The organism is Candidatus Poriferisodalis sp. (assembly GCF_965208555.1).
Classification (GTDB): Bacteria; Actinomycetota; Acidimicrobiia; order Acidimicrobiales; family Poriferisodalaceae; genus Poriferisodalis.
The window spans coordinates 1779450-1802327 of sequence record NZ_OZ242342.1 but is presented as its reverse complement, the minus strand read 5'-3'; the positions used below and the strand labels follow the sequence as shown (position 1 = coordinate 1802327).

The 22878-nt window shown below is 68.7% G+C and carries 17 protein-coding genes, 2 tRNA genes and 1 other RNA gene; 11 read left to right on the top strand and 9 right to left on the bottom strand.

The features are described from left to right. Nucleotides 1–29: 29 nt before the first annotated feature. Nucleotides 30–2411: an FAD-dependent monooxygenase gene (locus ACOGXE_RS08205; protein ID WP_419933451.1), complete on the bottom strand. Its 2382-nt coding sequence runs from the start codon at nt 2409–2411 to the stop codon at nt 30–32. 164 nt (nt 2412–2575) lie between these two features. Here ACOGXE_RS08205 and ACOGXE_RS08200 point away from each other — a divergent pair, with 164 nt between their 5' ends. The 10 genes from ACOGXE_RS08200 to ACOGXE_RS08155 all read left to right on the top strand — a co-directional run bounded on the left by ACOGXE_RS08200 (nt 2576) and on the right by ACOGXE_RS08155 (nt 16063). Continuing rightward, nucleotides 2576–3286 carry an SDR family NAD(P)-dependent oxidoreductase gene (locus tag ACOGXE_RS08200; RefSeq protein WP_419933450.1) on the top strand — a complete coding sequence of 237 codons (711 nt, stop codon included), beginning with the start codon at nt 2576–2578 and terminating at the stop codon, nt 3284–3286. After that, on the top strand, nt 3283–4107 hold the full coding sequence (locus ACOGXE_RS08195) for an enoyl-CoA hydratase family protein (RefSeq protein ID WP_419933449.1): 825 nt from the start codon (nt 3283–3285) through the stop codon (nt 4105–4107). The genes ACOGXE_RS08200 and ACOGXE_RS08195 overlap by 4 nt, the downstream gene beginning before the upstream one ends. Before the next feature lie 33 nt (nt 4108–4140). Further along, the gene (locus ACOGXE_RS08190; protein WP_419933448.1) at nt 4141–4548 is read left to right on the top strand and encodes a RidA family protein; all 408 of its coding nucleotides are present in this window, start codon (nt 4141–4143) and stop codon (nt 4546–4548) included. 50 nt (nt 4549–4598) lie between these two features. Next, nucleotides 4599–8471, top strand: a complete 3873-nt coding sequence (locus ACOGXE_RS08185) for a hydantoinase B/oxoprolinase family protein (protein ID WP_419933447.1) — start codon at nt 4599–4601, stop codon at nt 8469–8471. Nucleotides 8472–8474: 3 nt separating this feature from the next. Further along, nucleotides 8475–9689 carry an acyl-CoA dehydrogenase family protein gene (locus tag ACOGXE_RS08180; RefSeq protein ID WP_419933446.1) on the top strand — a complete coding sequence of 405 codons (1215 nt, stop codon included), beginning with the start codon at nt 8475–8477 and terminating at the stop codon, nt 9687–9689. Nucleotides 9690–9774: 85 nt separating this feature from the next. Then, nucleotides 9775–12054, top strand: a complete 2280-nt coding sequence (locus tag ACOGXE_RS08175; RefSeq protein WP_419933445.1) for a beta-propeller domain-containing protein — start codon at nt 9775–9777, stop codon at nt 12052–12054. A 15-nt stretch (nt 12055–12069) separates the two neighbouring features. Beyond that, nucleotides 12070–13008, top strand: coding sequence for a PAC2 family protein (locus tag ACOGXE_RS08170; RefSeq protein ID WP_419933444.1), 939 nt, complete (start codon nt 12070–12072; stop codon nt 13006–13008). A 1-nt stretch (nt 13009) separates the two neighbouring features. Further along, a complete protein-coding gene (aroC, locus tag ACOGXE_RS08165; RefSeq protein WP_419933443.1) occupies nt 13010–14125 on the top strand; it encodes a chorismate synthase in 1116 nt (371 codons plus the stop codon). Between the two features lie 10 nt (nt 14126–14135). Beyond that, complete coding sequence (locus tag ACOGXE_RS08160) at nt 14136–14876, top strand: sulfite exporter TauE/SafE family protein (RefSeq protein ID WP_419933442.1); 741 nt, start codon at nt 14136–14138, stop codon at nt 14874–14876. A 32-nt stretch (nt 14877–14908) separates the two neighbouring features. Then, entirely contained in the window at nt 14909–16063 is a 1155-nt protein-coding gene (locus tag ACOGXE_RS08155; RefSeq protein WP_419933441.1) for a MalY/PatB family protein, read from the top strand. Here ACOGXE_RS08155 and ACOGXE_RS08150 read toward each other — a convergent pair. The 4 genes from ACOGXE_RS08150 to xseA all read right to left on the bottom strand — a co-directional run bounded on the left by ACOGXE_RS08150 (nt 16060) and on the right by xseA (nt 20797). Beyond that, on the bottom strand, nt 16060–16869 hold the full coding sequence (locus ACOGXE_RS08150) for an SURF1 family protein (protein ID WP_419933440.1): 810 nt from the start codon (nt 16867–16869) through the stop codon (nt 16060–16062). The two genes, ACOGXE_RS08155 and ACOGXE_RS08150, sit on opposite strands and share 4 nt — an antisense overlap. An 18-nt stretch (nt 16870–16887) precedes the next feature. Next, a complete protein-coding gene (locus ACOGXE_RS08145) occupies nt 16888–18972 on the bottom strand; it encodes a prolyl oligopeptidase family serine peptidase (RefSeq protein ID WP_419933439.1) in 2085 nt (694 codons plus the stop codon). Nucleotides 18973–19137: 165 nt separating this feature from the next. Further along, nucleotides 19138–19395: an exodeoxyribonuclease VII small subunit gene (xseB, locus tag ACOGXE_RS08140; protein WP_419933438.1), complete on the bottom strand. Its 258-nt coding sequence runs from the start codon at nt 19393–19395 to the stop codon at nt 19138–19140. Continuing rightward, nucleotides 19388–20797 carry an exodeoxyribonuclease VII large subunit gene (xseA, locus tag ACOGXE_RS08135; protein WP_419933437.1) on the bottom strand — a complete coding sequence of 470 codons (1410 nt, stop codon included), beginning with the start codon at nt 20795–20797 and terminating at the stop codon, nt 19388–19390. Before xseA ends, xseB begins: the two co-directional genes overlap by 8 nt. Nucleotides 20798–20904: 107 nt before the next feature. On the opposite strand from xseA, the gene ACOGXE_RS08130 reads away from it, so the two are divergent. Beyond that, a tRNA-Ser gene (locus tag ACOGXE_RS08130) sits at nt 20905–20994 on the top strand. 42 nt (nt 20995–21036) lie between these two features. On the opposite strand, the gene ACOGXE_RS08125 is transcribed toward ACOGXE_RS08130, so the two are convergent. The 4 genes from ACOGXE_RS08125 to ffs all read right to left on the bottom strand — a co-directional run bounded on the left by ACOGXE_RS08125 (nt 21037) and on the right by ffs (nt 22804). Further along, nucleotides 21037–21483, bottom strand: a complete 447-nt coding sequence (locus tag ACOGXE_RS08125; RefSeq protein WP_419933436.1) for a nucleoside deaminase — start codon at nt 21481–21483, stop codon at nt 21037–21039. Nucleotides 21484–21512: 29 nt separating this feature from the next. Beyond that, nucleotides 21513–22511 (bottom strand): sterol desaturase family protein, encoded by a 999-nt coding sequence (locus ACOGXE_RS08120; RefSeq protein WP_419933435.1) that lies wholly within the window; start codon nt 22509–22511, stop codon nt 21513–21515. Nucleotides 22512–22530: 19 nt separating this feature from the next. After that, nucleotides 22531–22619 (bottom strand) — tRNA-Ser (locus tag ACOGXE_RS08115). An 86-nt stretch (nt 22620–22705) separates the two neighbouring features. After that, nucleotides 22706–22804, bottom strand: an RNA gene (ffs, locus tag ACOGXE_RS08110) — signal recognition particle sRNA small type. Nucleotides 22805–22878 lie beyond the last annotated feature (74 nt).

Here is a 22878-nt window from a genome sequence, read left to right as displayed (position 1 = left end):
ATCCGCTGCCGCTCCCGAAGCGGGCGCAGCTACCGCAGATCGCGATCGATCAGCGCCTCCGGAACCTGCTCGCGCCGACGGCTAGTACGCCCCTGCCAGTACTGGATCGGCCAAGGCTGCTCGCTGCGACCGAGATCGATCGCCGCGTTCAGCGTCCAGTAAGGATCGACCAGGTGAGCCCGGGCGATCAGGCAGAGGTCGGCCCGACCCGCCATCAGCACGGTGTTGACGTCGTCGATGCTGGAGATGGCGCCCACGGCCATGGTCGGGATGCCGACCGTGTTGCGGATCGCCTCGGCGAACGGCGTCTGGTACAGCCGGCCGTAGGCGGGTTGGCCGGCAGGGTCCACCTGGCCGCTCGACACATCGATGATGTCGACGCCGGCGCCTTTGAGCATGTCGCTCAGCTCGATGGCCTCCGAGCGGCCGAACCCGCCCTCGATCCAATCGGTGGCCGAGATCCGCACCGACAGCGGCTTGGCATGCGGCCAGGTCTCCCGAACCGCCTCAGTGACGCGCAGCAGGAAGCGAGCCCGGTTCTCCAATGAGCCGCCGTGGTCGTCGCTTCGCCGGTTGGTCACCGGCGACAGGAACGACGACAGCAGGTAACCGTGCGCGGCATGCAGCTCGACAAGATCAAAGTCAGCCTCGGCTGCGCGTCGGGTGGCCGCCACGAAGTCGTCGAGAGCGGCGTCCATCTGCGCGTACGTCATCTCTTGGGGAACCTGGCAGCCGGCCCTGTAGCGCAGCGGGGACGCTGAGATCAGCGGCCAGTTGCCTTCGTCCAGCGGGACATCCTCGCCTTCCCACGGCACCTTCGTGGAGCCCTTGCGGCCGGCGTGCCCGAGCTGCATCCCGATCCTGGCGCCGGTGAAGTCGTGCACGAATCGGGTGATGCCGGCCCATGCCTCGGTCTGCTGGGCGTTCCAGATGCCGGTGCAGCCGGGTGTGATGCGCGCGCCGGGCGACGTGCAGGTCATCTCGGTCATCACGAGCGCGGCACCGCCGACGGCGCGGCTGCCGAGGTGCACCTTGTGCCAGTCGTTCGGCATCCCGTCGACGGCGCTGTACTGCGCCATCGGCGACACGCCGATTCGGTTGTGAAGTGTCATCTCGCGCAGGACGAACGGGTAGAAGATCGGCGGCGTGTCGGGGGTCGGCGGTTGGTGAGCGGGCGGCTGCTGGGATGCGAACCACTTCAGGGTTTCTTCGTGGTAGCGGGCGTCGCGCTCGCGCAGGTTGTCGTAGGTCACCCGCTGTGACCTGGTGAACAGCGAGAACGCGAACTGCTCGAAGGGCCGCTGGCGGTGGTGATCGACGTGGCTGAACCAGTCCTCGCTGGTTGCCGCTGCCCGCTGCAGGCTCTCGATCTGGGGCCGCCGCTCGGACTCGTAGTTCTTGAGCGCGGTGGCGACGTCACCGCCAGCAGTCGTCTCAGTGGCCATGGCATCAGCGAGTGCGATGGCGTCCTCCAGCGCCATCTTGGTACCGCTGCCCACCGAGTAGTGAGCGGTGTGGGCGGCGTCGCCCAGCAGGACGATGTTGTTCACGACCCATGAACTGCACGAGATGCGGGGGAAGCTGATCCATCTCGAGTTGTTGCCGATGAGGGGCCGGCCGCCTAGGTGACGGCTGAAGAGTCGGCTGCACCACTCCAACGCGTGCTCGTCGGATTCGCCTGGGCTGAGGCCTGTGTCGTGACCTCCGAGCTGGAGCCGTTCCCAGGTTGACTCGGCCATCTCCACGATGAACGTCGAACGCGTGTCGTCGTAGGGGTAGATGTGCGCCTGCACGGTGCGATGCGTTTCGCCGCCGCTGTGTTCGATGTCTTCGAGGAACAAGTCCTCGCTGTGTTCGATGTCTTCGAGGAACAAGTCCTCGAAGATGAACGTGAAGCGGTCGAAGGGGGCGTCGGTGGCGGTCCAGATGTACTTCGCCGCACCGCTGCGGATCGCCGGGCGCAGGTCGTCGGCGTAGCGGGTTCGGGTGCTGCTGTTGACGCCGTCACCGGCGACGACCAGGTCGACATCTCCGGCCACGCCATCAACATCGGCCTCGGTCTCGAACTCGACGCGGACGCCGAGCTCGATGGCCCGGCTCGTCAGGATCTCGAGCAGCCGCACCCGGGAGAGCGCAGCGAAACCGTGACCGTCGGAGGTGATCGTCCGCCCCCGGTAGCGGACGTCCATCGCCCCCCAGTAGCGGAACTCCGACTCGATCGCGGCAATCGAATCGGGGTCGGTCTCGGCGATGTTGGCGAGCGTCTCATCGGAGAACACCACGCCGAACCCGAACGTGTCGCCGCGACGGTTGCGCTCGTACACGGTGATGTCGTGGCCCGCGTCCTGCTTGGCCATCAGGATGCTGAAGAACAGGCTCGCCGGGCCGCCGCCGATGCAGGCGATCTTCATCGAGGCATCCGTTCAGGATTCATCGGCGCGGTCTCATTCATGGCATCGCGGGAAATTTGCGATGTGAAAAACAGTAGTACGGTCTTGGGAATGGTGAGCCCCGCCGCTGTCCGCCAGCACTCGCCCGCCCATCTAGCCGGCGGGTGTGCCCTCGAGGCGGCGGCATGAGCACAGCGGTTGTCACCGGGGGGACCCGCGGGATCGGCGCGGCCATCAGCGCTGAGCTTGCCGCCGAGGGTCACCGTGTCATCGCACTGGCGACCTCCGAACCTCCCGCGCCGCTGGACGGCATCGAGGCTCGTATCTGCGATGTCACGGATCCCTCCCAGGTGGCTGCGACGTTCTCGGAAATCGGCTCGGTGGATGTCCTCGTGAACAACGCGGGGGTGTCAGGCTCGAACCGGCTGGGTCGCACGACGCTGGAGGAGTGGAACCGCAACATGGCGGTCAATGCGACCGGGGCGTTCCTGTGCACTCAAGCGGTCATCGACCAGATGCTCGAACGCGACGCCGGAAAGATCGTGACCGTTGCGTCCATTGCCGGCGTCGAGGGCGCCCCCTATATCGCCGCCTACGCCGCCTCCAAGCATGCGGTCATGGGCCTCATCCGGGTCGTGGCAGCCGAGGTGGCGGGCACCGGGGTCACCGTCAACTCGGTGTGCCCCACCTTTGTCCGCACCGAGATGACCGTGGCCACGATCGCCAACATCGCCGAACGGACCGGCAAGAACCTCGCTGATGCCGAGGCCGCACTGGCCAAGGCCACGCCGCACGGCCGGATCATCGAGATCGCGGAGGTCGTCGACGCGGTGATGGAGCTGCTGACCGGCGACCTCAGCGGGCAGGAGATCGTGCTGGACGGAGGCCCGTCATGACATTCCGCGCATCCGCCCGCTTCACCGACGACTGGGAGCATTTCGGCTTCAGCGTCGACGACCGGGTGGCCACCATCACCTTCCAGCGGCCCACCAAGCTCAACGCGCTCACGTTCGACATCTACGCCGACCTGAGGGATCTGTTCCGGGAGGCGCCGCTGCGCGGCGATATCGACGCCATCGTCATCACCGGCGAGGGCCGCGGCTTCTGCTCGGGCGGGGATGTCGACGAGATCATCGGCGAGCTGGTGAAGTTCGATCCGAAGCAGTTGCTCGAGTTCACCCACATGACCGGCGCGGTGATCCAGAACATGCGCGAGTGCCCGATCCCGATCATCGCCGCCATCAACGGCACGGTCGCCGGAGCGGGCGCGGTGATCGCGCTGGCATCGGACTTCCGCATCTGCGTGCCCCATGCCAAGTTCCGGTTCCTGTTCACCAACGTCGGGCTGTCGGGCGGCGACATGGGCTCTGCGTACTTGCTGCCTCGCCTCGTCGGGCAGGGGCGCGCCACCGAGATCCTGATGCTCGGCGATGCCGTGACTGCCGCCGACGCGGTCCAGATCGGCCTGGCGAACCGGGTCGTTGCCCCCGACGAGCTGCTGGCGGAGTCCACGGCGCTGGCGCGGCGGCTCGCCGACGGGCCCCGGCTGGCCTACCAAGCCACCAAGCTGCTGATCAGCCGGGAGGCCGACATGAGCCTGCCCGCCGCCATCGAGCTGGAAGCCATGACCCAGGCGCTGCTCATGCGCACCGACGATCACGCAGAATTCCACCGTGCGTTCGGGGCTTCGGAGGCACCGAACTGGACTGGACGATGAAATGCAGGCTCACCAGCACAGGAGGACGATGAAGTGACCACGCCGCACCGGCTGATCAGCCCCGACTCCATGTCGCCGTCCCCCGGCTTCGCTCACGCCGTCGTGCCGGCCGACGGGCGGACCGTCTACCTCGCCGGGCAGATCGCTGCAGACTCGACCGGGGCCGTCGTCGGCGACACCTTCGCCGAGCAGTACGACGTGGCATTGGGCAATGTCGTCGAGGCGCTGGCGCACGCTGGCGGCGAGCCGCACGACATCGTGTCGCTGGTGGTCTATGCCACTGATGTGCAGGCCTACCGCGACGACCTCCGCGGCGTGGGCGCTGCCCATCGCAAACATCTCGACCGGCACTTCCCGGCAATGGCGCTGCTGGGCACGACCGGTTTGGTCGAGCCCGATGCGATGGTGGAGATCATCGCCACGGCCGTCGTTCCTGACTGAGAGCAGGCCGTGAGACGGACCGCGGCGCCGACGGCCCATAGGGTCCTGCCATGAGCGTGTCGCCAGAGGCCGAGCCCCGGGCCCGAGCGGCCCGTGAGCGCAGCGAACAAGAGCGGGAAACGCAGGGCGGCTGGGACTTCTGGGTCGATCGCGGGGGCACCTTCACCGATGTCGTGGCGCGCCGACCCGACGGCAGCCTGGTGACGCACAAGCTGCTGAGCGAGGACCCTCGCCGCTACGACGACGCTGCCACGACAGCCATTGCCGACCTGCTTGATGTCCCCCGGAACGAGCCCCTGCCGCCCGAGCGCATCAGGTCGGTGAAGATGGGCACCACGGTGGCCACCAATGCGCTGCTGCAGCGCCGCGGCGTGCCGACCCTGTTCGTCACCACGGCCGGCTTCGGCGATGTGTTGCGCATCGGGTACCAGACCCGCCCGCACCTGTTCAAGCTGGACATCGTGTTGCCCGAGATGCTGTATGCGGAGGTGCTCGAGGTCGACGAGCGCATCGCCGCCGACGGCACGGTGCTGTGCCCGCTGGGTCTGGACGCGGCGACCGTCGGCATGGCCGCGGCCCGCGAGCGGGGCATGCAGGCAGTCGCCATCGTGCTGGTGCACGGCTACCGGCACCCGTCGCACGAAGCCGCGCTCGCAGATGCGGCCCGCGAGATCGGCTTCTCCCAAGTCTCGGTCAGCAACGAGGTGGATCCGCTGGTCAAGATCGTTCCCCGCGGCGACACCACCGTGGCCGACGCCTACCTGTCCCCGATCCTGCGCAGCTACGTCGATGCTGTTGCATCGAGAATCGGCACAGCAGCTTCGGCGGACGGGCCGCAGCTGCAGTTCATGCAGTCCAACGGCGGCTTGGCCGATGCCCGTCGCTTTACCGGGCGCGACGCGTTGCTGTCAGGGCCCGCCGGCGGCGTGGTGGGCATGGCCCGGATCGCGCAAGCCGCCGGCTTCGAGCGCGTCATCGGCTTCGACATGGGCGGAACGTCGACCGATGTCTCCCACTTCGCCGGCGAGTTCGAGCGAGCCAATGAGACCGAGGTCGCAGGCATCCGGGTTCGCACACCCATCATCGACATGCACACGGTCGCGGCCGGCGGCGGCTCGCTGCTCACGTTCGACGGCAGTCGCCTGCGGGTCGGGCCGGAATCTGCCGGCGCGAACCCCGGCCCCGCTTGTTACGGCAACGGCGGACCGCTCGCGCTCACCGATGCCAACGCCGTGCTCGGCGTCATCCGGCCCGAGTATTTCCCTGCGGTGTTCGGCGCCGATGGCGCGCAGCCGCTCGATGTCGCGGCCTCCACCAGCGGTATCGCCGCGTTGGCGGACCAGATCGCGCACTCCACCGGCGTTCGGCGCAGCACCGCGGAGGTGGCATTCGGGTACGGCGAGATCGCGGCGGAGAACATGGCCAACGCGATCCGCAAGATCAGCACCGAGCGAGGTCACGACATCACCGCCTACACGCTGGTGTGCTTCGGCGGTGCGGGTGGTCAGCACGCCTGCCGGGTGGCGGACCGGCTGGGCATCACCGTCATCCTCATCCACCCTCACGCCGGGGTGCTCTCCGCTCTCGGCATCGGGCTGGCAGATGTCACCGACCTGCGCTCGGAACCCGTCGAGACGCCGCTGGACGAGGCGCTGATCGCTGAGCTCATCGAACGCCTGGCGGCCGCCAGTCCGGCGGCCATCGAGGCCGTCGCCGCAGCGGGTGTGCCAACCGACCGGATCGAGGTGACCGGGCGTCTCGCCGTTCGCTACCGGGGCTCGGACACGACGCTCGAAGTGCCGTTGGCAAGCACGGCCGCCATGGGGGCGGCGCCAACAAGCACGGCCGCCATGGTGGCGGCGCCAGTAAACACAGCACATGAGGTAGCGCGCGACTTCGCGACGGCACACCGGACGCGATTCGGCTTCAGCCCACCCGGCGAAGCGAACTCGGCGACAGCGCTGGTGGTTGATGCATTGCACATCGAGGCTCGCGGGCGCGCCGTCGATCCGCCTCCGGCGACGCCGCCGGCCGGCGACCGCGACGCGCTGGTGGCCGCGCACATCACCTGGATGAGCGCAGGCGTGGCGCAGGCCGATGACGGAGCGTCGCATGACGGCCCGTCCCCGCACACGTGTGCTCCGTACGACACGCCGTTCTGGGATCGCACAGCGCTGGCGCCGGGTGCTGTCATGGCCGGCCCGGCGGTGGTGGTGGAACCGAACGCCACCACCGTGATCGAGCCTGGCTGGCAGGGCACCGTCACCGACCGCGGCGACCTCGTGCTGGAACGTGTCACCGCGCGGCCGACGAGCGTCGCCATCGGCACCAGCATCGATCCGGTGCAGCTCGAGATTTTCAACAACCTGTTCATGAACATCGCCGAGCAGATGGGTGTGGTGCTCGAGCACACGGCCGTGTCGGTGAACATCAAGGAGCGGCGCGACTTCAGCTGTGCGCTGTTCGATCTATCCGGCGAGCTGGTGGCCAACGCACCGCACCTGCCGGTGCATCTCGGCTCGATGAGCGAGTCCATCCGGACCGTCATCGAACAGAACCCCGAGATGTCGCCCGGCGACGTGTTCGTGCTCAACAATCCCTACAACGGCGGCACCCACCTGCCGGACGTGACGGTCGTGCGGCCGGTGTTCGACGCGGCGGGCAGCGAGCGGATCTTCTACGTCGCCTCCCGCGGCCACCACGCCGACATCGGCGGCAGCGTGCCCGGCTCGGCCCCGGCCGACTCCACCACCATCGACCAGGAAGGGCTGGTGCTCGACAACCTGCAGATCGTCGCCGGGGGCCGCTTCCTGGAAGACACGGTGCGCGAGGTGCTCGCCAGCGGACCATGGCCGGCCCGCAATCCCGACCAGAACATCGCCGACCTGCGTGCCCAGGTGGCTGCATGCGAGCGCGGAGCCGTCGAGCTGGCCCGCATCGTCGAGTACTACGGCCTCGACGTCGTGCACGCCTACATGGGCCATGTCGCCGACAACGCCGAGGAGATGGTGCGGCGGGTCATCGACGCGCTCGATGACGGCAGCTACCGCATGGAGCTCGACGACGGCAGCGTCATCTGCGTCCGGATCTCGGTGGATGCCGCGGGGCGCAGTGCGGTCGTGGACTTCACCGGCACGAGCGGTCAGCACCCGGGCAACTTCAACGCCCCGGTGGCGGTGTGCCGCTCCGCGGTGCTGTACGTGTTCCGCTGCATGGTGGACGATGCCATCCCGCTGAACGCCGGCTGCCTGCGGCCCCTCGAGCTGGTGGTGCCGGATCCTTCGATGCTGTCGCCGCATCCGCCCGCTGCGGTCATCGCCGGCAACGTCGAGACTTCCCAGCAGATCACCGATGCGCTGTTCGGCGCGCTGGGGGTGGTGGCCGCCTCGCAGGGCACCATGAACAACTTCATCTGGGGAAACGCCGAGCACCAGTACTACGAGACGATCTGCGGTGGCGCCGGCGCCACGGCACGCCGCCGGGGCGCCGATGCGGTGCACACCCACATGACCAACACCCGCCTGACCGACCCCGAGATTCTCGAGCAGCGCCATCCCGTGCTGCTCGAACGCTTCGAGGTGCGCCGAGGCTCGGGCGGCAACGGCAGAAACCAGGGCGGCGACGGGGTCATCCGGCGGCTGCGCTTCGGCGAGCCGATGACGGCCAACCTGCTGTCGAGCTGCCGCCGCATCGCCCCGTTCGGCGCTGCCGGGGGGGAAGAGGGATCGCGAGGCCGCAACCTGCTCATGCGGGCTGACGGCAGCGTGATCGAGCTGGCCGGCTGTGCGCGGGTCGAAGTGGACGAAGGCGACGTCATGGAGATCCACACGCCCGGAGGCGGCGGCTATGGACCGCCGCTGGGGACCGCTTCACGACGAGTGCCCGATGAGCCGTTGCAGGAATTGCCGAACCAGACAGGGTGAGCGATGAATGAACAGGTGCTGACGCCCGAACGCGCCGAGCTGGTGGCCAGGATGGCCGAGCTGGGCCCGGCTTTCGCCGAGCGTGCGCCCAAGTACGACCGGGAGGCGAGCTTCCCGCACGAGAACTGGGCGGACCTTGCCGATGCCGGGTTCCTGGGCCTGTGCGTGCCCAAAGAGGTGGGCGGGCTGGGTGCTGACTTTGTCGGGTATGCGCTGGTGGCCGAGGAGATGGGCCGGCACTGCGCCACCACGGCGCTGACGTTCAACATGCACACGGCCACGGCGCTGCTGTCTGGGCCGATCGCTGAGGCGTTGCTGGCCGGCGAGCGCGGGCGCGAGCTGGATCCCGACGGGTCCATGGCTGCGCACCTAGCCAACACCCGCCCGCACTTGTGGGAGGGCATGGTGCACGGCCGGGTCATCCACTCCCAGCCCTTCTCTGAGGGCCAGGCACCGGGTGCCCGATCGGGTTTCAGCACCGTCGCGGTGCCGACTGAGGGCGGTTATCGCGTGACCGGGCGCAAGATCTTCGCCTCGCTGAGCGGCGCTGCTCATGTCCACAACGTGCTGGCGGTGGTGGAGGGCGACCCCCACATCCGCCTGCTCGGCGTGCCGGCCGACGGCGAGGGCGCCGAGATCGTCGGCGACTGGGACCCGATCGGCATGCGCGGCACTGATTCCCGCACGCTGGTGATGGACGACGTGTTCGTGCCTGCCCGCAACGAGGTGCTGCCGCCGGGCATGTTCAACGCCATGGTGTCGCGCTTCCCGCAGTTCTACATGAGTCTTACCTTCAGCTACCTGGGGCTGATGCGCGCCATCCTCGATGCCACCCGCACCTACCTGCGGGGCGAGTCGGGAGTGAAGGCGTCGCGCGATCATCCGATCAAGCAGACCGGCTGGGCGCAGATGCAGCTCATCTACGACCGGGCGCAATCGCTGACCTACCGGGTACTGAGCGAGCTTCGTGCCGACCCCAGCCCCGACGAGCTGCGGCGGGCGCACGTGGCAACGGTCACCACCATGGAGAGCGCGCCAGAGATGGCATCGCTGGCGCTGCGCACGTGCGGCGGCCGATCGCTGCTGCGGCCCGGCCGCCTCGAGCAGCACTACCGCGATGCTCGCTGCGGCGCCACCATGCTGCCGTGGAGCACCGAGGAGCTGCTGGTGCGCCTCGGCCGCAACGGCCTCTACGACGACCTCACCGACAACGAGTAGGGCCTCGATTCCGTCAGCTCGTTCGTCATCGCAACGTAACGTCGGGCGTGGAACCCTCGAGGAGCGCGTGGCGTCGTGTGAATTGATGACGAATCCACCCAAGCGCACCAAGACCGGACGGATGCTCGCGGTGCTGGTTGCCGTGAGCCTGTTGGCCGCAGCTTGCGCCAGCGATCCGAGTGACAGCGCCGCCGACGAGCTGCCGCCGGACACCGCTGAACCCACGACGGCCACCAGCGCGGGCGATGCCGAGCCCGACCCCGACGTGGCGGACGCGGCCGGTGCCGGGACCGACGACGACCCGGCTTCTGCCCCCGATGAGCCAGCCGCCGAAGACCTCTCTGAAGAGACACCAAGCAGCGCTGAGCCCGGCACCGATGAGGCCGACACCGCGGTGACGGCGGCGGCGTTGCGCCAATTCGGCGAATGCGACGCTGTGCTCAGCTACGTGCAGGAGCACGCGGCCCAGGCTGTCGGCCCGTGGGGATTGGGTGGCGACTTCGGCTTCGACGAGGCACTGGAAGAGGGTGCGATCGCGGTGGACACCCAGGCTGACGGCGGTTTCGGCCCGCTGCAGCCCGGGGTCGACTACAGCACGTCCAACGTGCAGGAGGCAGGTATCGACGAGCCCCACGTGCTCAAGACCGACGGCCGGCGCATCGTCGTGGCGAGCGAGAACCGGGTGCATGTGGTGGACGTGACCGGCCCGGCACCGGTGCTGGTGGCCACGGTCGACGTCGGCGATCACTGGATCTCGAACCTGTTGCTGCACGGCGACCGCGTGCTCGTGTTCGCCTCGCAGTGGGACGTCATCGTGCCGTTCGCCGAACCGGGAGGCACCGATTCCGGCATCGGGCCGACATCGTCGTGGGGGCCGACGACCGGGATCGTCGAGATCGATCTGAGCGGCGCAACCCCGCATGTCACCAGGCGGCTGGACATCGAGGGCGACTACGTCGGCGCCCGCCTGACCGACGGCGTCCTGCGGCTGGTCACCCGCTCACGCCCGCGTGCAATTCCCTGGGCAGTGCCCGAGACCGCCGACCTCGCCGCACAGGAACGGGCGACCGGGGCGAATCGGGATCTCATCGCAAGCACGACCGTTGACGACTGGCTGCCGCGCTTTGCGCTCAGCGATGCATCCGGCTCCGCCACAGCAGGTGGGCGCCTCGTCGCCTGCGATAGCGTCTGGGTGCCCCCGCACTACGCCGGCCCCGGCACGCTCAGCGTCACCACCATCGACATCTCGTCGGACGGGCTCGACGGGCCCATGGACACCAGCTCGATCATGTCGGACGGCAGCACGGTGTACGCCTCACCAGAGCACCTGTACGTGACCACGACGCGCTGGCACGACTGGCGCCTCGAACCGGCAGGTCCCGGTGACGGCGCACCGGTCGAGACCGAGGTCCACATGTTCGACACCACCGGCCGGGCGACGAGCAACTACGTCGGGTCCGCATCGGTGATCGGCACCGTGCTGAACCAGTACTCGATGTCCGAGCACGAGGACCACTTGCGAATTGCCACCACGACTGCTCCGGTGTGGCAGCCGTGGCGCACCGAAGGCGGGCCCGAGTCCGAGAGCTTCGTGACGATGTTCGCCCTCAGCACCGAAGGTCTGTCTGAAGTCGGCCAGGTCGGCGGGCTCGGCATCGGCGAACGCATCTTCGCCGTGCGTTACCTGGGTGACATCGCCGCCGTGGTGACATTCCGCCAAGTCGATCCGCTGTACCTGCTGGACCTGTCCGACCCGAGCGCGCCCGCCGTGCGCGGTGAGCTGAAGATCACCGGCTACTCGGCGTACCTTCACCCGCTCGGCGACGACCTGCTGCTGGGCGTCGGCCAGGAAGCCACCGACGAGGGCTTCACCGTGGGCACCCAGGTGTCGCTGTTCGACATTGCCGACCTGGACCGGCCCGAACGCATCGCCCAGTGGACCGCCCCAGGCGGGCACAGCCAGGTGGAGTTCAATGCGCTTGCCTTCCTGCACTGGCAGCCCAGCAACCTCGCCGTGCTGCCGCTGAACCAGCACCCGTTCGACGACAGCGGCAACGAGCCGCCGTTCCTCGGCGCCGTGGCGCTTGACACCGCAGGCACCGAGCTGACCGAGCGGGCACGTCTCAGCCACGCAGATCCGCCATTGCGCAAGTGCCGCGAGTCGCGCGAGATCATCGTCCGTCCCGACGGCACCGAGCAACCCGGTCCGTGGGAGCGCTACTGCTGGTTCGACACCGATTGGCAGGCACAGGTGACCGCCAGCGCGGTGGTCGGCGACCGGCTCTACCTGGCGTCGCACAAGGCGCTCGAATCGGTCTCGCTGGAGTCGCTGGAGCGTGTCGCGCTGCTGAGGTGGACACGCTGAGCGCGAATTGCGGGCGTGATCGGCCCGCGCATCGGCCATAGTGATGGCGTGAACAACGCCGATCAGGCCAACGCTGGAGCCGAGCAACCGATCGTCGTCTGGGACGGCGCACCCAAGCTGCAGAATCCGCTCTTGCTGGTTGCGTTCGAGGGCTGGTTCGACGCCGGCGAATGCGCCACCGGCGCGCTGGCGTGGATCCGTGAGCGCAGCGAGGCGCGGCGGGTCTGCCACATCGATCCCGAGGAGTTCTTCGACTTTCAGGAGAGCCGCCCGCACATCGAGATCACCTCCGAAAGGGAACGGCGCATTCGCTGGCCCGAGATCGAGTGCCACGTCGTGCCGGCGGCGCCCCCGCACGACTTGGTGCTGTTGTCAGGCATCGAGCCGCGGATGCGCTGGCGCACGTTCTGCGAAGGGGTGGCCGAGATCGCCAGCGGGCTGGGCTGCCAGATGGTGGTGACGCTCGGCGCGATGGTCGCGGGCGTGGCGCACTCGCGGGCAGCCTCTGTGAAGGGCAGCGCCGCCAATGGCGAGCTGGCAGCCCGCCTGGGTCTCGACCGGCCCACGTACCAAGGCCCCACTGGCATCATCGGGACGCTGCATGACGTACTCGACCGGGCCGCGTTGCCCGTGGTGTCGTTGCGGGTCGGCGTTCCCCACTACGTCGCAGGCCCGCCGAATCCCAAGGGCACGCGTGCGCTGCTGGCCCACTTCGAGACGGTCACCGGCGTGACCACCGGCTACCGCGAGCTGGACGCCAGCGTGCAGACGTGGGAACAGCGGGTCGATGAGGCCGTCGCCCGCGATCCCGAGATCGTGGCCTACATCCGGCAGCTCGAATCCGAAGCGGACCGCACCGAAGAGGAAAACCTGCCCAGCGGCGATGACATAGCGCTCGAGTTCCAGAAGTTCCTGGCCGAGCAGCGCGAGTCGCCCCCCGACGAGGGGTTCTGACATGGGCGGCAGCACGTTCGGGGAGCGCTTCGCGGTCACCACGTTCGGCGAATCGCATGGCGGAGCGCTGGGGGTGATTATCGACGGCTGCCCAGCGCGCATCGAGCTGAGCGAAGCCGATGTGCAGGTCGATCTCGATCGCCGCCGGCCGGGCCAGAGCCGCATCGTCACCCAGCGCCAGGAGGCCGACCGGGTGACGATCCATTCGGGCGTCTTCGAGGGCCTCACGCTCGGCACGCCGATCGGCATGACCGTGGCCAACACCGACGCTCGACCCGGCGCGTATTCCGAGATGGCCACCACGTACCGGCCGAGCCACGCCGACTACACCACCGAGGCCAAGTACGGCATCCGGAATTGGCAGGGGGGCGGCCGTGCATCGGCTCGTGAGACGGTCGGGCGGGTCGCGGCGGGGGCGGTGGCCCGCAAGATCCTGGCAGTGGCCGGGGTGGAGGTGCTGGGCTGGGTCAGCTCGGTCAGCGACATCACCGCTGATGTCGATCCAGCGGCAGTGACCCGCAACGACGTCGAGACCGACCCGACGCGCTGTCCCGATCCGGCGGCCGCAGCTCGCATCACCGAGGCCATCGACGCTGCCCGCCATGACGGCAACTCGCTGGGCGGTGTCGTGGCCTGCGTGGCGCGCGGCGTGCCGCCGGGCTTGGGCGAACCGGTTTTCGACAAGCTCGACGCCGAGCTGGCCGGAGCGGTGATGTCACTGCCGGCAGCCAAGGGCATGGAGATCGGCAGCGGCTTCGCCGGAACGCTGATGACCGGTCGCACGCACAACGACGAGTTCGCACCAGGTCCCGACGGTCGACCCGTCACGGTGACCAACCGCAGCGGCGGCATCCAGGGCGGCATCAGCAACGGCGCCGACATCGTGCTGCGAGTGGCCTTCAAGCCCACGGCCACTATCGCGAGCGAGCAGAAGACGGTCACGGACGCCAACGAAGCGACCGTGCTGGCGGCTCGGGGCCGTCATGATCCGTGCGTGCTTCCCCGGGCGGTGCCGATGGTCGAGGCGATGGTCTGCCTCGTGCTGGCCGACCATCTCCTGCGACAGCAGACAACCCAGCTCTCAGACACTCCTTCGCCGCCGCAGCCATCCGGCTGACGGGCAGCCGATGGACATCGCACAGATTGCGCTCGTCGCGGCCGCGGGCGTGGTCGCGGGCGTGGTGAATGCCATGGCCGGCGGCGGTTCGCTGCTGACCGTCAGCCTGCTCACGGTGGTGGGCGACCTCGGCGGGCTGGTGGCCAACGGCACGAATCGGATCGGCGTCGTGACGCAGAACCTGGCCTCGGTGGCTGGCTACCGGTCCGAGGGCGTGTCGGGCTTGCGGCGCTCGGTGCCTGTGCTGGTTCCGGCGCTGATCGGCTCGGTGATCGGCGCCAACGCCGTTGCGAGACTGCTCAGCGACACCGCGTTCGAGCGCATCTTCGGGATCTTGATGGTGCCGCTGCTGATCCTGAGCCTCTGGCCGCCGAAGACTCGCGGTGAGGAGATCATCTGGCCGCGGGTGCTGACCGTCGCGGTGTTCTTCTGCATCGGTCTCTACGGCGGGGCCTTCCAGGCCGGTGTCGGTCTCATGTTGGTCGCGGCGCTCTCGCACGCGGGCCTGGATCTGGTGAATGCGAACGCGGTCAAGGTTGTGGTGATCGCTGCGATGACCATCGTGGCGGTGCCGGCGTTCGTGCTGAACGACCAGGTGCACTGGGGTTTCGCCGTGATCGTCGCGGCGGGTTTCGCCGTGGGCGGTTGGCTCGGTGCGCGCTGGGCGGTGCGCGGCGGCGAGCGGCTGATCCGCCCTGTCCTGGCCGTCGCAGTCCTCGGCCTCGCCGGCCGCATGATCGGCCTGTACTGAGAACTCGGCGGCTGGGCGCGTAGGGTCACGCCGTGATATTCGATCTGGACGCCGAACGGGTTCGGAATCGCCCCGGCATCAAATGGGGACGGGAAGGCCCGGACGTGCTGGCGGCCTGGGTCGCAGACATGGACGTGGAGCTGCCCGCCGTCGTGCTCGATGCGGTGCGCGAGCGCATCGATTCCGGCGGCCTGGGCTACGACTTCTACGACCAGCCGATCCCCGTGCTGCGCGTCTTCGCCAAGCGCATGAGCGAGGCGTTCGGCTGGCAGGTCGACCCGCTCGATGTCGTGCGGGTCCATGACGTGATCCAGGGCTTGGAGCTGGCCATCACCTACTGCACCGAACCCGGCGACGGCATCATCTTCCAGACGCCCGCCTACCCGCCGTTCTTCTCCAGCGTGGAGGGACATGGGCGCCGGGTGGTGCCCAATCCGCTCATCCGTGACGATGACGGCTGGCGGCTGGATCTGGACCACTTCGAATCGGTGGCCTCGGCGCCGGATGTGACGGCGGTGATCCTGTGCCAGCCGCACAACCCGTGCGGCATGGTGCTCGACGCCGACGGCATTGCCGCAGTAATCGACATTGCCGAGCGTCACGACCTGGTGGTGATCTCCGATGAGATCCACTGCGACTTGGTGTATGCGCCTCGACGGCATGTTCCGGTGGCGTCGGTCAGCGAGTTGGCGTCTGAGCGGACCGTCACCGTCACTGCTGCCACGAAGTCGTTCAATATGGCGGGTCTCCGCATGGCCTTTCTGCACTCGGCGTCGTCGCGCTATGGCCCGATCGTCCGCAAGATCCCCAAGCGGCTGATCGGCGGCATCGGGATCCTCGGGCAGGTTGCCACCATCGCCGGCTGGACCGAGGCGCTGGACTGGCTGGACGAACTGGTGGCCGGCTTGGACAGCAACCGCCGCCTGCTGGCGGAGCTGCTCGCGGAGCGATTGCCCGAGGTTCGCTACCGGCCGCCTGATGCCACCTACCTGGCGTGGATGGACTGCCGGGAGCTGGATCTTGGCGACGATCCTGCCTCGGTGTTCTTGGGGCGGGGTCGCGTGTACCTGAACTCGGGGCTGGACTTCGGGCCCGAGGGTGCGGGCCACGTGCGCCTCAACTTCGCCACCTCGCCGGCCATGCTCGACGAGGCCACGGCTCGCATGGCCAAAGCCATCGGCCGCTAGTCGTCGGCGATCTGTTCGGATTCGCCTTTGCGGGCTTGGTGGCGGAGCACGAGCGTGTAGCCGACGATGGCGACGGCGGCGAAGCTGAACCACTGGAACGTGTAGCCCAGGTGCGGCCCGGCGTCGAGCTCGGGCGGCGGCAGTAGCCGCAGCGTTGCGGTCTCACTGGTCGCGCCGAGTGTTGCGGTGCTCGTCAGCTCGACGTAGACGGGCACGAGATCGAGCGTCGTCTGCTGGTCAATGCGGGTGACGTCTGTGCGAGCCAGCGAATCCAGCCGTCCTTGGGCCGGGTCGGATGGTCCGAGCAGGCCGCGTTCCTGGCTCCGGCGGATGCGGCCCCCGATCTGGCGCTCGCTGTCGAGTTCAGGTCGCAGGTCGCGTCCGAGTCCGTCGGGTTCCTGTTCGCACGCCGCTTGGTGAAGCCATCCCGCGACGATCAGTACGCCCCGCGGTTCGGCGCTGCCGGCGGAGGTCACGGCGGCCGGCACGGCAAGGTGACACCCGGCGAGGCCGTTGAAGCTGCGGTTGCGGATCAGCACGCTGTCGTGCCAGTCGAAGCGCTCCACCGGCAGCGTCACCGACCGGTACTCAAGCTGGTCGATGCGCTCGGTATCGGTCACAGCCTCGAAGAAGCGGTCGACTTCGACGGCCTGCATGTCTTGGCGTTCAGCGACCGCTGCGTTGCGGTCGCGCACTTCGTTGTGGCGGCTGAGCTGCCAGTAGCCGGCGACCACGAAGATCACCAGCAGGCTGCCGGCGAGCGCGTGTCCGGCTAGCCAGATCGGCTTCCGGGCGAAGCTGTACACGGCACGAACCTATTGGCGTTAGCGGCCGTGCCCTTCACGCACTTCGACGCGGGCGATGTCGCCTGCGGGCTCGAAGCCCAAGACCTGGCCGAGGAACGACAGCTCGGCTTCGAGTGCCGCCACGATGTTGGGCCCTCGGCGGAAGCCGTGCCCCTCGCCCTCGAACAGCAGGTAGGCGTGCGGCACGCCTGCGTCTGCCAGGGCAGCCACCACCTGTTCGGACTGGCTCTGGGGCACCACCCGGTCCTCGGTGCCTTGCAGCACGATCATCGGGGTTCGCAGCTGGTCGGTTCGCCAGATGGGCGACCGCTCCCGGTACAGGTCGGCCCGCTCGGGCCAAGGACCGATGAGCCCGTCGAGATAGCGGGCTTCGAACTTGTGGGTGTCGCGAGCGAGGGCCTCCAGGTCGGCCACGCCATATCGGGAGATGCCGGCGGCGAACACGTCGCTGCCGGTCAGTGCGCACAGGGTGGTGTAGCCGCCCGCCGAGCCGCCTTTGATGACTAGGCGCTCGGGATCGGCGACACCGTCCTGAGCCAGATGGAGGGCTGCGGCGATGCAGTCCTGCGTGTCGACGACGCCCCACTGGCCGCGCAGCAGGTTGCGGAAGGCAGTGCCGTAGCCGGTGCTGCCGCCGTAGTTGACGTCCACCACGGCGACGCCGCGGCTGGTCCAGTACTGGATGCCCAGGTCGAGCGAGCTGCGGGCTGAGCCGGTGGGCCCGCCGTGGCTGAGCACCATCAGCGGCGGCAGCTCGGCGGGCGGTGAGGTCACGGTCGAGTTGGCGGGCGGGAAGAAGAACGCGTGGGCGTGGCGCCCGGCGTCGCTGTCGAAGGTGAACGCCTGGGGCACCGAGACGTCGCCTGCCTCCAGCGCCGAGGGCTCGCTGGCGCTGAGCTCGCGGTGTGTGCCGTCGGACGCGATCTCCACCACGGCAGCCCGGCGTGTCCAGCCCGCGGCCACGGTGACGACCGAGCCCCCGGACGTGACCGCAAGCCGGCCGAAGTCGGTGAACTCGCTCGGAATCTCCTCCAGGCGTCCGTCGCGGATGGTTCCGAGGTGCCCGACGCCGTCTGACATCCAGGTGCACCACAGCGTGCCGCTGCCGTCCCAGCCGTAGGTGGCCTGGGCGAAGACCCATGCGGGCACGCCGAACTCGCAGCGGGGTGCTTCGCCGGCCGCGGCGTCGTCGAGCACCGGTTCGGTTGCACCGGTCTCGGCATCGACGCGGTGGATCGACCACCAGCCGTCGATGTCGGTGACGATGTGCAGGACGCCGTCAGGGCTCCAGGCTGGCTGGGTCAGTGCAGGACCGTCGCAGAGCACTCGGTCGCTGCCCGGCACCGGCTCGCCGTCACGGAGATCGACGAGATGCAGGCGGGTGTGATCCCACGGCATGTTCGGGTGATCCCAGCAGAGATACGCCAGCGTCGATCCGTCGGGTGAGGGCCGTGGCGAGGAATAGAAGTCGGCACCGGCCGCCACCACGGTGACGGTGCCGTCCAGGCGGACCGCGACCAGCTCGTTGCGAGGATCGTGCCCTGTGTCGTCGTGGGCTTCGCGCACCCACACGCTGACCGGGCCGAAGGCGCTGTCGCCGGAGTTGCCGTGTGGCACCGGCACCAGCGCAGGGTCGGCGTACCGCAGGCCCCTCGGCGTGTCCGGCTCCGGGGTCACCGCACGCGGTGCCGTGTGCCCGGTCGCGTCGAACAGCCGGACCCGATGGTCGCTCATGCAGCTGGCCAGCACGAAGTGGTTTCCATCTGGCGCTTCGAACGGCAGCCACGCGCCGCCGCCGTATTCGTGCACCGCAGTGCGAATGTCCGCCTCCGCTGTATGGGCGATGTCGGAGGGTTGAGCGCCGGCTTCGTCGAGCTGCACCCGGACTATCGCGCCCCGCCCACGGTCATCGGGACGCTCTTCGGCCCAGTAGGCCCACCCGCTGGCTACCCGCGGCTCGATCCGCCGCACCGCGCCAGCGGCGACGTCGGCTGCCTGCAGCGGCGACGGCCACGCGCCATGCGGAAAAATCCCGGAGTTGCTGGGCTTTTGGGCGGCGTCAGGATGACCGGATGCTTCTTGACAGGGCGGTGGCGAACTCATAGGTTCCTCGTTGGTTTCGACGAGCGGCCGCGGTCACTCACAGTGGGCAGATTCCGCGGCAGCGTGAGCGTGCGCTCCGGGTTTTCCACCGGCCCGTGACGCGCAGGTGGACCGGGGGAGCGCCCACCAACTCCCTCGGTCCACACATGCCCGCACGGCTGCCGTTCAGGAGTCTTCCTCCGCGGTCGTCGGCGGATCATGCTGGGCCAGAATCGTCTGCAGGGACAGTTCAGTGGCGTGCAGCCGCCCTTCGCAGTGCGCGATGAGGTGCGAGGCGCGTTCGACCTGCGAAGCCAGCGCATCGATGTCGACGTCATCGCTCTCGAGGCTGGCCAAGATTGCCTCGAGCTCGGCCATCGACTCGGCGTAGCCGCCGAATGCTGTTGCGCCTCTGTCAGCGCCGCTGTCGGCTTCTTCAGTCATCAGTGGTCCTTCCGGTAGCCGGATCGTCATCGGGTTCGCCTGGCTGCGGGTTGGCCGACCTGTCGTGGTCGACAACGCTGGCGAACACTGCGTGCTGGGTCTGTGTGGAGATCGTGTCGCCGGAGGCAGGCAGCTCGCGCACGATGCTCCCGTCGGCTGAGCGCGTGATCGAGAATCCCCGAGCCAGGGTTCGCTCCGGCGCGACCGCCGACACCAAGGCCGACGCGGAACGCAGCCGAGCCTTCGCGGCGTCGAGACGTCGCGTCGAGGCTCGCTGCAGCCGGGGTCGCTGGGAGCGGAGCGATGCCATGCCGCGCTGGGCATAGGCACGGCTGCGCTGCAGCGCTTGACGCGCACCGGCGAGTTTGCCGGTCGCAGCGCGGCAGTGGCGCTGCGCGTGATGACCCAGCCGCAGCCGGATCTCGCCGAGCCGCGCACGCGGGCGAACCAGGCGGCGCTCGGCCAGCAGCCCCAGCGTGCGGCGAGCTCCGACCAGGCGTTCGTCGAACGCGGCCACATGGGCGACGAGCGCACCCGCACACGCGGTGGGTGTCTTGGCAGCCGTGTGTGCCACCTGATCGGCCACCGAGGTGTCGGTCTCGTGGCCGATGCCGCAGAACACCGGCAGCGGGCACAGCGCGATGGCCTTGGCCACGCCGGCGAGGTCGAACGCCAGCAGATCAGTGCGGTCGCCCCCGCCGCGCACCACGGCGACCACGTCGACGTCGGCACCGCCGAGAGTCCGCAGCGCTGCGACTACATCGGCTTCGGCCGTGACGCCCTGCACCCGGGCGTCGCACAGCAGCACCTCGAACGCGTAGCCGCTCGTCTCCAGCTCATGGACGAAGTCGGCGTGGGCGGCGCTGCCTGCAGCCGTGACGAGGCCGACGCGCAGCGGCACCAGGGCCAGCGGCACGGCGGCATTGCGGCGCAGCAGCCCCGATTTGGTCAGCTCGGCCAGCGTGCGTTCACGGTCAGCCGCCAGCACGCCGAGAGTGAAGTGCGGGTCGACGCCGCTCATGATCAGCTGGACCTGTCCGCTGCCGGCGTAGTACTCCACCTCGGCCCGGATTCGCACCTCGATGCCGTCGTCGAGCGTCAACCCGCCCGCTGCGGCCAAGTCCCGGTTCACCCCACGCTGGCGTCCCTTGAACAAGGCCACCCGCATGCGTGCGCCGCGACGGTCGTTGCCCGCACCCGGTTCGATGAGGTTGAAGTAGACGTGGCCGCTCGCCGCCGCTGAATACCCGATGATCTCGCCGCGCACCCACACTTCGCTGGGGAAGGCCCGCTGGATCGTCTCGCCCACGGCCGCAGCCAGACCAGAAACCGACCACGTGCCATCGGGCTGGCCGGCAGTGTCTCCGACCACCGCGCCGATGCCCTCGACAGCGCTGCTCACGGCCCCGAGGCTGTCACGAATTCACCCCCGACGCGGCCGAATTATCGCTCGCTGCACCGGCTGCGGGCCGGGCGGTCAGCCGCGCAGGCGTCGATAGGGTGCGCTGCGGAAGGTTGCCAGAGCGGACGAATGGGGCGGTCTCGAAAACCGTTGTGGCCTTCGGGTCACCGTGGGTTCGAATCCCACACCTTCCGCCACCTGCTGGCGCTGGCAAGCGCCGCGTGACAGCCAGCAACCACTCAGCGGTAGCTGCCGAAGAAATCGCTGAGCAGCTCGCCGCACTCCTCCTCGCGCACACCGCCCACGACTTCGGAATTGTGGTTGAAGCGCGGGTCCACGAGCAGGTTGTAGAGCGTCGCCGTGGCGCCTGCCTTGGGGTCGTAGGCCCCGAACACCACCCGGGGCACCCGGGCCGCGAGCACCGCCCCGGCGCACATGGGGCACGGTTCGAGCGTCGTCGCCAGGGTTGCGCCGCTGAGCCGCCAGTCGCCTATGGCCGCGGCGGCATCGCGCAGGGCCAGCACCTCGGCGTGCGCGGTGGGATCGTTGGTGGCCTCGCGCTCGTTGTGGCGCGCAGCGATCACCTCGCCGTCGACGATCACCACAGCGCCGACCGGCACCTCGCCCGCGGCTGCCGCCTGCCGGGCCTGTTCCAACGCCAACTCGATGGCCGCTTCGTCTGTCACACCCGCAGTGTGGCCGCTAGTGCGTCACGTCAGGCAGCAGTGATGCCGCGCCTTCGCTTCGCCCGCTCGCGCATCCGGGCGTGGGCCTCGGGCGTGCCGTCGTGGAAGGTGCCGAACAGCTTGTCGAGCGGCACCGGCCGGTTGCCGTAGTTGCACTCGAAGTAGCGATGATGCAGGTGGTGGAAGTAGTCGGCACCGGCCATGGTGGGACCCTCCCGCTTGCCGATCTCGAAGCGCTCGAACCCCGAGTGGGAGAACGAGGTGGCCACGGCGTTGGACAGCAGGGTGAGGATCAGGATGAACGGGTGAGCGGGCACCACCCACCACAGCACGATCATGCTCAGGTACATCATGTGCTCGACCGGGTGCATCGACAGCCCGCTCCACGGCCCGGTGTTCACGTTGCGGTGATGCAGGTAGTGCACGTGGTCGTACACCCAGCGCATGTGCAGCACCCGGTGGATGCAGTAGAAGTGCACGACTGACCACAGCGACGCGATCACCGTGAGCGCGCAGATGTAGGGCCACCACGTGCCCCACTCCACCGACGGGATCCAGTCGTTGGCGTAGAACCACATCGTCAGCGCCTCGTACGCAGACCACACCGCGCAGCCGCTGACCAGGCACCAGAAGATGTTGTCGCGGGTCTGGTGGTTCCACAGGAACGCCCGGTTGGTGGTGCTGAGCCACTGGCGGTTGTACTTGTAGCGCTGCTGCTGAACCCGCCGGACGTACAGCGCCACGTGCAGCGTCCCCGCGACCAGCGTGAACAGCACCACGTTGCGCAGATAGATCTCCAGGACCCACCTGGGGCGCAGGCTGGCCATGCGCTCCATGGACGGCGTGAAGAAGTTCCACACCACCGCGGACATCGCCACCCACAGCAGTCCCTGGGGGAGCATCATCAGCGAGATGTGCCGCAGGGTCTGCAGGGGCCGCGGCGGCCAGTCCAAAATCGTGGACACCGAGATGGGCAGGTCCGGCTCGTATCCCTTGGCGTCCCTGGTGGGCAGCCGGGGGCTGGTCATCACTGCTCAGTCTGACATGCGGAGAGTGTGGGATTCGAACCCACGGAGGCCGATGAAAGCCTCACACGCTTTCCAAGCGAGCCCATTCGTCCACTCTGGCAACTCTCCGTATCAATCCGGGATCGCGTGGCGATCCCGCGAAGGCGCCCCACCTCCGGCGAGACGGAGATAAGGGCGGTGTCACCGTCTGGCGAGGCGGCCAGGCGATCTGCGGCACACAACGAGGTCCGCTGAGAGCTGCTGCCTCCCGGCCCTGACTCGGTTCACGGGTCGCCGTTGCACAGGACCCGGCCGCCACGTCAGACGGCGACACACGCCAAACGCTAACCGCAGAGAGCCCGGGCTACTCACAGAAACACGAGCTGGT